Genomic DNA, 10,443 nt, shown 5'->3' with positions numbered 1-10,443 from the left:
AAATGGAAAATAAGAAAGAAATTTCAAGAAAAGAAGCTATAAAAAAAATAGGTAATTACAGCAAATATGCTGCTTTAACCGCCATTGGAACGTATATAATTTTAAACCCGAAAAAAGCACAAGCATCTAGCCCAGATCCAGTAGGTGGAGGTTTTGATTAAAGAACTTCTTTTTAAACAAAAAGCTACATTGCCTTTAAAAACCTCACAGATTGTAAAAATTTGTGAGGTTTTTTATTGAATACAAATTCCTAATATCTAAAATTCCTAATTATTTTAAAATCGAACAAACAATCTTCTAAAACTTGACTAGCATCAATAGTATGAACAATAAGAAAACGTTTTTAATCTTTATATTTCTTATGCAATACAATGCCTTTGTGAGTTATTACTTCTTCTAAATTCTAGGAAATAAAATATCTTCAGGAAGATACTCTTTAGGATTTTTGGTGATTTTTTTCATAGAACCTATATGAAGGTTAAGATGGGCTTTTTATTTCGGACTATACACTGAACAAGGAATAATCATTTCTTCTAAGGAAACCCCGCCATGTTGATAGGTGTTTTTGTAATATTTTACAAAATGATTAAAGTTGTTTGGGTAGGCGAAAAATAGATCTTCTTTGGCAAAAATAAATGGTGCATTCATTGCAATTGTTGGTAAAAAGATATCTTTAGGATTCCTAACAGCATAGACATCTTTCTCTTCATAACTTAAACTTCTACCTGTTTTATAACGGAGGTTAGAGCTGATGTTTTTATCTCCAATTACTTTCGTTGGGTGCTTGCAGTTAATCGTTCCATGATCTGTGGTAATAATTAATTTCTGTCCTAAATGTTGCGCTTTTTGAATGATTTCATATAGGGGAGAGTTCTTAAACCAACTTAAAGTAAGACTTCTGTAAGCCTTGTCATCACCAGCTAATTCTTTAATAACTTCCATTTCTGTTTTAGAATGAGAGAGTGTATCCACAAAATTATACACCAATGCCGTTAGATCGTTTTGTTTCGTGCCATTAAAATTATCAGCTAATTCTTTACCACTTTTAAGGGATGTTATTTTATAATATTCATGTTTTATATCCAATCCTAAACGCTTTATTTGAGCGGATAAAAAATCATTTTCATACAAATTCATGCCCCCTTCATCGGTATCATTTTTCCACAAATTAGGATGTCTTTTTTCCATTTCAGAAGGCATCAATCCAGAAAATATAGCATTTCTAGCATATTGAGTTGCCGTAGGCAAAATAGAAAAATAAGAATGTTCTCGATCTTTTTTGTAATGATTGTTAATTAAAGGTTCTAAAATTCTATATTGATCATAGCGTAAATTATCAATCACCACCCATAAAACACTTTGCTCTTTGCTTAATTCTGGGACTATATAATCTTTAAATAAGGTATGAGAAAAAGTAGGTTTATCATGAGCGGTTAAAAAATCTTCATAATTCCTTTTTATAAATTTAAAGAACTGACTATTAGCCTCTTGTTTCTGACTTTCTAAAATACCCAACATGCCTGGGTCACTAATGTTTTCTAATTCTAATTCCCAATGAATCAATTTTTTGTAAAGCTCAATCCAATCTTCATAAGAGTTTGTCATAGCTAAATCCATCGATATTTTTCTAAACTCTTGCTGATAATTGGAAGTGGTTTTTTCTGAAATTAACCTAGAATGATCTAAATTCTTTTTCAAACTCAATAAAATCTGACTTGGGTTTACAGGTTTTATCAAATAATCTGCAATTTTAGAGCCAATGGCTTCTTCCATAATATATTCTTCCTCACTTTTTGTAATCATCACTACAGGCAAATTAGCTTGTTTTTGTTTAATTTCAGCAAGTGTTTCTAAACCTGTTAATCCTGGCATGTTTTCATCTAAAAAAACGATATCAAAATTTTCTTTGGCTACTAAATCAATAGCATCAGCGCCGTTTGTGCAGGTGGTAACTTTATAATTTTTGCGTTCTAAAAAAAGGATATGAGGTTTTAATAACTCTATTTCATCATCTACCCATAAAATTTGTATACCGCTCATAATTCAATTTTAGATTTTCTATTTATGCCTAAATGTACAGTTTTGTTCTATTTTGAAGTGTATTAAAATGATAAAATATTGCCAAAAAAAATATTGTTCGTACTTTGCGATAGATTGATAAAACAAGTCTTTTGAACAAAAAAAAACCAAATAAATTAAAAGTTTTAAATGATCCGATTTATGGATTTATTCAAATTCCGAATTCGTTAATTTTTGATATTATAGAACACCCTTATTTTCAGCGCTTAAGAAGAATTGCACAAATGGGTTTTTCTAATTTAGTATATCCGGGAGCAAATCATACACGTTTTAATCATGCTTTAGGTTGTATTCATTTAATGCAAAAAGCAGTTAGGGTTTTACGATTTAAACAAATTAGTATCTCTAAAGAAGAAGAAAATGCTTTGTGTATTGCTATTTTATTGCATGATATAGGTCACGGTGCTTTTTCTCATGCCTTAGAACACAGTATTGTTAGTGGAATTTCTCATGAAGAAATATCACTTAAATTTATGAACAGCTTAAATAACGAGTTTGATGGAAAATTAACACTGGCTATCGAGATCTTTGAAGGGAAATATCCACGTAAATTTTTATGTCAATTAATTTCTAGTCAATTAGATATAGATCGATTAGATTATTTAAAAAGAGATAGTTTTTATACGGGTGTTGCTGAAGGGAATATTTCATCAGATAGATTAATTGTGATGATGAATGTAAAAGATGATGCCTTAGTAATTGAGCAAAAAGGTATTTATTCTGTAGAGAAATTTTTAGTAGCAAGAAGATTAATGTATTGGCAAGTATATTTGCATAAAACGGGTTTAGTTGCAGAAAATATGTTGGTTAATGTGTTAAGGCGAGCAAAAGAACTTGCCGAAAAAGGAATCGATTTGTTTGCAAGCACGTCTTTAAAATATTTTTTATACCATCAAATAAATAAAGAAAATTTTACAGATGAAACTTTAGAAATGTTTTCTAAATTAGATGATTATGATATTTTATCTGCCATAAAAGAATGGACCAATCATAGTGATAAAGTACTTTCTTTATTATCTCAAATGATTGTAGATAGAAAATTATTGCGTGTAGAAATTCAGAAAGATTTTTTTGATGACTTAAGGATAGATAAAAAGCGAGATAAGTTTGCCAAAAGATTGGGCATTTCTAAAGATGAAATAAATTATTTTGTGTTTTCTCAAGAAATTAAAAACCAAGCCTACAATTTAGACGAACCTATTTTTATCTTAAATAAAAAAGGAAAAATAAAGGATATTGCGAAAGCTTCTGATCAATTAAATCTACAGGCACTCACAAAACCTGTGGTAAAATACTTTATTTGTTACCCAAAGTAAAATGATATTAGCCAAATACCTTTAATTTTTATACTTTTGCCTTTAATGAAATTTACAGCACAACAAATAGCCGATATTTTAGAGGGAGAGGTTCAAGGGAATCCTGATCAAGAAGTTTCTAAGTTATCTAAAATAGAAGAAGGGGAAAAAGGTTCACTAAGCTTTTTATCAAACCCTAAATATAATTCATTTTTATATGCAACAAATGCCTCAATTGTTATTGTAAATAAGAGTTTTAAGCCAGAAAAAGAAATTAATGCAACGCTTGTAATAGTAGAAGATGCGTATCAATCTTTTTCAAAATTATTAGAATTTTACAATAAAGTAAAAAATAATAAAATAGGTCGGGAAACACCTCATTTTATATCAAAGTCTGCAAAGATTGGTAATGATGAATATTTAGGAGCGTTTTGTTATATAGGAGACAATGTTGTTATTGGGAATAATGTTAAAATATATCCCCATGTTTACATAGGTGATAATACGGTAATTGGTGACAATACCACTATTTTTTCTGGGGTAAAGATTTATTCAGAAACCCAAATAGGGAAGCATTGTAATATACATGCGGGCAGTATTATTGGCGCCGACGGATTTGGTTTTGCGCCAAATGACAAAGGAGAGTTTACAGCCATTCCTCAAATCGGAAGCGTAATTATAGAAGATTATGTAGATATAGGGTCTGCATCAACGATAGATAGAGCTACTTTAGGAGCAACCATTATAAGAAAAGGCGTAAAACTAGATAATCAAATACAGATTGCCCATAATGTAGAAATTGGTAAAAATACTGTAATTGCTGCCCAAACAGGTGTTGCAGGTTCTTCAAAAATTGGTGATAATTGCATGATTGGCGGTCAAGTAGGAATTGCAGGCCATATTAAGATAGGCAACAACGTTAAAATTTTAGCACAAGCCGGAATTTCAAAAAATATAAAAGAGAATACAATTGTAAATGGTACCCCTGCTTTTAAAGTACAAGATTTTAATAAAAGTTATGCGCTTTTTAAAAGTTTACCAAGCATAGTATTAAAAATTAATCAACTAGAAAAAGAGTTGAAGACTCAAAATAAAAAACAATGAGTAAGAAACAAAAAACAATAAAAACAGCAATTACATTAACAGGTGTAGGTTTGCATACTGGTAATAAAGTTTCTATGACATTAAAGCCAGCGCCCGTAAATCATGGCTTTGCTTTTAGCAGAGTAGACTTAGAGGGGGCGCCAACAATTGAAGCGAAAGCGGAATATGTGGTAACAACTCAGAGGGGTACAAACCTAGAAAAGAATGGAGTTAAAATACAAACTTCAGAGCATGTTTTGGCAGCGGCAGTTGGCTTGGATATCGATAATTTGTTAATAGAAGTAGATGCTTCTGAACCACCTATTATGGATGGTTCATCGAAGTATTTTATAGAAGCTTTAGAAAAAGCTGGCATTAAAGAACAAGATGCTTATATAGAAGAGTATGTTGTTAAAGAAATTATTTCTTATAAAGATGATATTACAGGAAGCGAAATTATTTTAATGCCATCAGAGGAATATCAAGTAACAACCATGGTAGATTTTGGTACTAAAATATTAGGAACCCAAAATGCTACTTTGTGCAAAATGTCTGATTTTAAAGAAGAAATAGCAAATGCTAGAACTTTCAGCTTTTTGCATGAAATAGAAATGTTATTAGAAAACGATTTGATAAAAGGAGGAGATCTAAACAATGCAATTGTTTATGTTGATAAAGAATTGTCAGAGAGTACAATGCAAAAATTAAAAGTAGCATTTAAAAAAGATAATATTTCTGTAAAACCAAACGGAATTTTAGACAACCTTACGTTGCGTTGGGCAAATGAAGCTGCTCGTCATAAATTATTAGATGTTATTGGTGATTTAGCCTTAGTGGGTACTAGAATTAAAGGAAAAGTAATTGCTAACAAACCGGGTCATTTAATCAATACACAGTTTGCAAAAAAATTGGCAAAAATTATAAAAGTAGAAAAGAGAAACTACGTTCCTCAATACGATTTAAACTTACCGCCGTTATTAGATATTCATCAAATCATGGATATTTTACCTCATAGACCACCTTTTTTATTGGTAGATAGAGTTATAGAGCTTTCAGATAAACATGTGGTTGGTATGAAAAACGTCACGATGAACGAAGGTTTTTTTGTGGGGCATTTTCCAGGAGCTCCTGTAATGCCAGGTGTTTTACAGGTAGAAGCAATGGCTCAATGTGGTGGTATTTTAGTTTTAAGCACAGTTCCGGATCCAGAAAATTACTTAACATATTTTATGAAAATGGACAATGTTAAGTTCAAACAAAAAGTATTGCCTGGAGATACATTAATTTTTAAATGCGAATTAATTACGCCAATAAGAAGGGGAATTTGTCATATGCAAGCCTATGCGTATGCAAAAGGAAAATTAGTTGCAGAAGCTGAATTAATGGCGCAAATAGCTAGAAAAAAATAAAATATGAATCAACCTTTAGCCTATGTGCATCCTCAAGCAAAAATAGCGAGAAACGTTGTAATAGAACCCTTTACAACCATACATAATAATGTTATTATAGGTTCTGGAACTTGGATTGGTTCTAATGTAACCATCATGGAAGGAGCCAGAATTGGTGAAAATTGTAGAATTTTTCCGGGATCGGTAATTTCTGCAATTCCTCAAGATTTAAAGTTTAATGACGAAGAAACTATTGTAGAAATTGGTAATAATGTTACCATTAGGGAGTGTGTTACCATCAATAGAGGAACTTCAGACAGAATGAAAACAACGATAGGTGATAATTGCCTAATTATGGCTTATTGCCATATAGCTCATGATTGTTTTGTTGGAGAAGGTTGTGTTTTTTCAAATAATACCACATTGGCGGGTCACGTTACTATTGGCGATCATGTTGTTTTAGCAGGTATGGTAGCAGTGCATCAATTTGCTTCGGTTGGTAAACATGCTTTTGTAACAGGTGGTTCTTTGGTTAGAAAAGATGTGCCACCTTATGTAAAAGCAGCTAGAGAGCCCTTATCTTATGTGGGTATTAACTCTGTAGGATTGCGAAGAAGAGGTTATTCAACAGAAAAAATTAGAGAAATTCAAGATATATTTAGAATCCTTTTTCAAAGAAACTATAACAATTCTCAAGCAATTGATATTATAGAAGCAGAAATGGAAGCAACGCATGAGCGTGATGAAATTATTCAATTTATTAAAGATTCTCACAGGGGTATTATGAAAGGATATTTTAAATCAAATTAAAAAATTAAAGTTAGAAATGGCAACAACATCAGATATTAGAAACGGATTGTGTATTAGATATAACAATGATATTTATAAAATTATTGAATTTTTGCATGTAAAACCAGGTAAAGGTCCGGCGTTTGTAAGAACAAAATTAAAAAGTGTTACAAATGGTAAAGTTGTAGATAACACATTTCCTGCAGGAAGAAAAATTGATGATGTGAGAGTAGAAACACACAAATTTCAATTTTTATATAATGATGGAGAATTTTATCACTTTATGAATGAAGTTGATTACACACAAATAAGGCTATTAGAAGCGGCTTTAGACACTCCAGAATTAATGAAGGAAGGAGAGATTGTAACTATTATTATAAACTCTGAAGATAACATGCCGCTTTCCGTAGAAATGCCTCAAAGTGTTATTTTAGAAGTTACTCATACAGAGCCAGGTATAAAAGGAAATACAGCTACAAATGCAACAAAACCAGCAACTGTAGAAACCGGAGCTACTGTAAACGTGCCTTTATTTATTAATGAAGGTGATAAAATAAAAATAGAAACTACAAAAGGAACTTACCAAGAACGTATTAAAGAATAAAAGCAATGTTGCTTTAGTATTTTAGCTTATCATACATGAACATAAGCTAATAGCGCCTATTGAATATGAAATTCAAAAAAACACAGACACTTCAGCAAATAGCATCACTATTACAAGTAGATTTTATTGGTGATAAAAATTTTCAGATTTCTGGTATCAACGAAATTCATGTTGTTGAGCCAGGAGATATTGTTTTTGTAGACCATCCTAAATATTATGATAAAGCACTAAAATCTGCCGCAACTACTATTTTAATTAATAAAAAAGTAGATTGCCCAGAAGGTAAAACTTTGCTGATTTCTGATGATCCTTTTAGGGATTTCAATAAATTAACGAAACATTTTAATCCTTTTATAGCATCCAAAGTAAGTATTTCTGAAAGCGCTGTTATTGGTGAGGGTACGACTATTCAGCCAAACGTTTTTATTGGTAATAATGTTCTCATTGGTAAGAATTGTGTAATTCACCCAAATGTAACCATTTATGATAATTCAGTTATTGGAAATAATGTAACCATTCATGCAAATACAGTTTTAGGAGCCGATGCGTTTTATTATAAAAATAGAACAACAGGATTTGATAAACTCCTTTCAGGAGGAAGAGTTGTCATAGAAGATTATGTAGATTTAGGTGCATCTTGTACTATTGATAAAGGGGTTACGGGTGATACCAGAATCAAAGAAGGAACAAAAATAGATAACCAAGTTCATGTGGGGCATGATACCGTTATTGGTAAAAAGTGCTTGATAGCATCTCAAACCGGAATTGCCGGTTGTGTAATTATTGAAGACGAGGTTACTATTTGGGGACAAGTTGGCACAAATAGTGGAATTACTATTGGCAAAGGCGCTGTAATTTTGGGGCAAACAGGCGTAACGAAATCAGTTTTAGGAGGTAAAAGTTATTTCGGAACTCCGGTTTCGGAATCTAGAGAAAAATTAAAAGAAATGGCAGAAATTAAACGTTTTTTAAAAGAAAGAAAAAACTCATAAAAGAAAGTATTTATTTTCTTTTTTTAAAAACGAACAAAGAACTATTTTTGCTTCACAAATAAAAAAGACAAACCATGAGTGTTTTAGTAAATAAGAATTCAAAAATTATTGTACAAGGATTTACAGGTAGTGAAGGTACTTTTCACGCTGGTCAAATGATTGATTATGGAACAAACGTTGTTGGAGGTGTAACTCCAGGAAAAGGTGGTCAAGAACATTTAGGCAAACCAGTTTTTAATACAGTTGCAGAATCTGTAGAAAAAGTAGGAGCAGACACTTCCATTATATTTGTACCGCCAGCTTTTGCTGCAGATGCAATTATGGAATCTGCAGATGCAGGTATTAAAGTAATAATTTGTATTACTGAAGGAATTCCTACGGCAGACATGGTAAAAGTAAAAGCATATATTGCGAATAAAGATACAAGATTAGTAGGCCCTAACTGTCCGGGTGTCATTACACCAGGGGAAGCAAAAGTGGGTATTATGCCAGGTTTTATCTTTAAAAAAGGAAAAGTAGGGATTGTTTCTAAATCAGGAACGCTAACCTATGAAGCCGCGGATCAAGTAGTAAAACAAGGATTCGGAATTACAACAGCTATTGGTATAGGTGGAGACCCAATTATTGGAACCACCACAAAAGAAGCGGTAGAAATGTTAATGAATGACCCAGAAACCGAAGCAATTGTAATGATTGGTGAAATTGGTGGTAATTTAGAAGCAGAAGCTGCACAATGGATTAAAGCAGATGGAAATAGAAAGCCAGTTGTTGGTTTTATCGCTGGTCAAACTGCACCTGCAGGAAGAACCATGGGACATGCCGGCGCTATTGTTGGTGGAGCAGATGATACTGCACAAGCAAAAATGAAAATTTTAGCAGAAAATGGTGTTCATGTAGTAAGTTCGCCTGCAAAAATTGGAGAAATGGTAGCGAGTGTTTTAAAGAAATAATAATTTTTTAAACGATTAACGTATATAAATTCCCGTTTATATTGAATTTATTTCAATATTTCGGGAGTTTCTTTTTTATATTTGATCAGAATTATCTTTTCTGACGAAAATAACTAAATAAACATCATGAAATTACTAGAAAATAAATCAGCAATAATTACAGGAGCAACTAGAGGCATTGGGCGCGGAATAGCTCTAGAGTTTGCAAAACAAGGCGCAAATGTTGCCTTTACATACAGTTCTTCTGTTGATGCAGCAAATGACTTAGAAGAAGAGTTAAAAGCTTTTGGAGTTGCGGCAAAGGGATATCAATCAAATGCAGCAGATTTTGATGCAGCACAAGAATTAGCAAAAGCTGTATTGGCAGAATTTGGTGCTATTGATATCTTAGTAAACAATGCAGGAATTACAAAAGATAATTTGTTAATGCGCATTTCGGAAGCGGATTTTGATAAAGTGATAGAAGTAAATTTAAAATCGGTGTTTAATTTAACCAAAGCAGTAATTAAACCCATGATGAAACAAAGAGCAGGCTCTATTATAAATATGAGCTCTGTGGTTGGTTTAAAAGGAAATGCGGGCCAAACAAATTATGCGGCTTCAAAAGCAGGAATCATTGGCTTTTCTAAATCCGTAGCGTTAGAGTTGGGTTCTAGAAATGTAAGGAGTAATGTAGTTGCCCCTGGATTTATAGAAACTGAAATGACGGATAAATTAGACGAAAAAGTAGTGCAAGGATGGCGAGATTCAATTCCGTTAAAAAGAGGAGGTACACCAGAAGATATTGCAAATGCTTGTGTGTTTTTAGCATCCGATATGAGCGCATATATAACAGGCCAAACCTTGTCTGTAGATGGAGGAATGTTAACGTAATCAGGCGTTTAACAGCTTTAAGGAGTTACAACTTATCTAAGGAGGTAAGCAGTTCGTCAAAAGATAATTGATAGTTATTCGATAGTAAAGGATTGATTTCCATTTAGTTGTTGTCTTTGCTTCATAAAACAAAAACCTTATGAGCACTAAAGAAATTTCTATCACACGTCAAAAAGTTATAAACGAACTAAAAAAAGAGCATTTAACAAGCTTTCAAATTCTAAAGAAAATGCATAATATTTTATGAATATTGGTTGTTTATCATATTTTAGATGAACTTAAAAGTATGGGAATAGTACATAGTTATGTAAAAGAAAATACAAGATATCATTGTATAGGATAAATTTATAGCATATATTTTTTCATTTTTTTAGCGCTTCAGGAAAAAAG

10 protein-coding genes are annotated in these 10,443 nt (G+C 32.0%); 9 read left to right on the top strand and 1 reads right to left on the bottom strand.

What is annotated here, in order from left to right; translation table 11 throughout:
- Positions 1-2: 2 nt before the first annotated feature.
- Positions 3-161 carry a hypothetical protein gene (locus K8354_RS07405; protein WP_223446853.1) on the top strand — a complete coding sequence of 53 codons (159 nt, stop codon included), beginning with the start codon at positions 3-5 and terminating at the stop codon, positions 159-161.
- A 331-nt stretch (positions 162-492) separates the two neighbouring features.
- Here K8354_RS07405 and porX read toward each other — a convergent pair whose 3' ends face one another.
- Positions 493-2,040, bottom strand: a complete 1,548-nt coding sequence (gene porX, locus K8354_RS07400; protein ID WP_223446851.1) for a T9SS response regulator signal transducer PorX — start codon at positions 2,038-2,040, stop codon at positions 493-495.
- A 131-nt stretch (positions 2,041-2,171) separates the two neighbouring features.
- Here porX and K8354_RS07395 point away from each other — a divergent pair, with 131 nt between their 5' ends.
- The 8 genes from K8354_RS07395 to fabG all read left to right on the top strand — a co-directional run bounded on the left by K8354_RS07395 (position 2,172) and on the right by fabG (position 10,053).
- On the top strand, positions 2,172-3,395 hold the full coding sequence (locus K8354_RS07395) for an HD domain-containing protein (protein WP_223446849.1): 1,224 nt from the start codon (positions 2,172-2,174) through the stop codon (positions 3,393-3,395).
- Between the two features lie 45 nt (positions 3,396-3,440).
- Positions 3,441-4,478 (top strand): UDP-3-O-(3-hydroxymyristoyl)glucosamine N-acyltransferase, encoded by a 1,038-nt coding sequence (gene lpxD, locus K8354_RS07390; protein WP_223446847.1) that lies wholly within the window; start codon positions 3,441-3,443, stop codon positions 4,476-4,478.
- Positions 4,475-5,866 carry a bifunctional UDP-3-O-[3-hydroxymyristoyl] N-acetylglucosamine deacetylase/3-hydroxyacyl-ACP dehydratase gene (locus K8354_RS07385; RefSeq protein WP_223446845.1) on the top strand — a complete coding sequence of 464 codons (1,392 nt, stop codon included), beginning with the start codon at positions 4,475-4,477 and terminating at the stop codon, positions 5,864-5,866. The genes lpxD and K8354_RS07385 overlap by 4 nt, the downstream gene beginning before the upstream one ends.
- Before the next feature lie 3 nt (positions 5,867-5,869).
- Entirely contained in the window at positions 5,870-6,655 is a 786-nt protein-coding gene (lpxA, locus tag K8354_RS07380; protein WP_223446843.1) for an acyl-ACP--UDP-N-acetylglucosamine O-acyltransferase, read from the top strand.
- A 16-nt stretch (positions 6,656-6,671) separates the two neighbouring features.
- Entirely contained in the window at positions 6,672-7,238 is a 567-nt protein-coding gene (efp, locus tag K8354_RS07375; protein WP_223446841.1) for an elongation factor P, read from the top strand.
- A 65-nt stretch (positions 7,239-7,303) separates the two neighbouring features.
- Entirely contained in the window at positions 7,304-8,230 is a 927-nt protein-coding gene (locus K8354_RS07370) for a UDP-3-O-(3-hydroxymyristoyl)glucosamine N-acyltransferase (RefSeq protein ID WP_223446839.1), read from the top strand.
- A 74-nt stretch (positions 8,231-8,304) separates the two neighbouring features.
- Positions 8,305-9,180 carry a succinate--CoA ligase subunit alpha gene (gene sucD / locus K8354_RS07365; RefSeq protein WP_223446837.1) on the top strand — a complete coding sequence of 292 codons (876 nt, stop codon included), beginning with the start codon at positions 8,305-8,307 and terminating at the stop codon, positions 9,178-9,180.
- Positions 9,181-9,306: 126 nt separating this feature from the next.
- Positions 9,307-10,053 carry a 3-oxoacyl-[acyl-carrier-protein] reductase gene (gene fabG / locus K8354_RS07360; protein WP_223446835.1) on the top strand — a complete coding sequence of 249 codons (747 nt, stop codon included), beginning with the start codon at positions 9,307-9,309 and terminating at the stop codon, positions 10,051-10,053.
- Positions 10,054-10,443 lie beyond the last annotated feature (390 nt).

It is taken from the genome of Polaribacter litorisediminis (assembly GCF_019968605.1).
GTDB lineage: Bacteria > Bacteroidota > Bacteroidia > Flavobacteriales > Flavobacteriaceae > Polaribacter > Polaribacter litorisediminis.
Note: the sequence above shows the minus strand (reverse complement) of the source record. Positions and strands in the feature narration are given on the sequence as shown.

Bases quoted from the DNA above. Each gene is read 5' to 3' on its own strand.
- lpxA (WP_223446843.1), top strand. From the start codon at position 5,870: ATGAATCAACCTTTAGCCTATGTGCATCCTCAAGCAAAAATAGCGAGA.
- fabG (WP_223446835.1), top strand. From the start codon at position 9,307: ATGAAATTACTAGAAAATAAATCAGCAATAATTACAGGAGCAACTAGA.
- porX (WP_223446851.1), bottom strand. From the start codon at position 2,040: ATGAGCGGTATACAAATTTTATGGGTAGATGATGAAATAGAGTTATTA.
- K8354_RS07405 (WP_223446853.1), top strand. From the start codon at position 3: ATGGAAAATAAGAAAGAAATTTCAAGAAAAGAAGCTATAAAAAAAATA.
- lpxD (WP_223446847.1), top strand. From the start codon at position 3,441: ATGAAATTTACAGCACAACAAATAGCCGATATTTTAGAGGGAGAGGTT.
- efp (WP_223446841.1), top strand. From the start codon at position 6,672: ATGGCAACAACATCAGATATTAGAAACGGATTGTGTATTAGATATAAC.
- K8354_RS07370 (WP_223446839.1), top strand. From the start codon at position 7,304: ATGAAATTCAAAAAAACACAGACACTTCAGCAAATAGCATCACTATTA.
- K8354_RS07385 (WP_223446845.1), top strand. From the start codon at position 4,475: ATGAGTAAGAAACAAAAAACAATAAAAACAGCAATTACATTAACAGGT.
- sucD (WP_223446837.1), top strand. From the start codon at position 8,305: ATGAGTGTTTTAGTAAATAAGAATTCAAAAATTATTGTACAAGGATTT.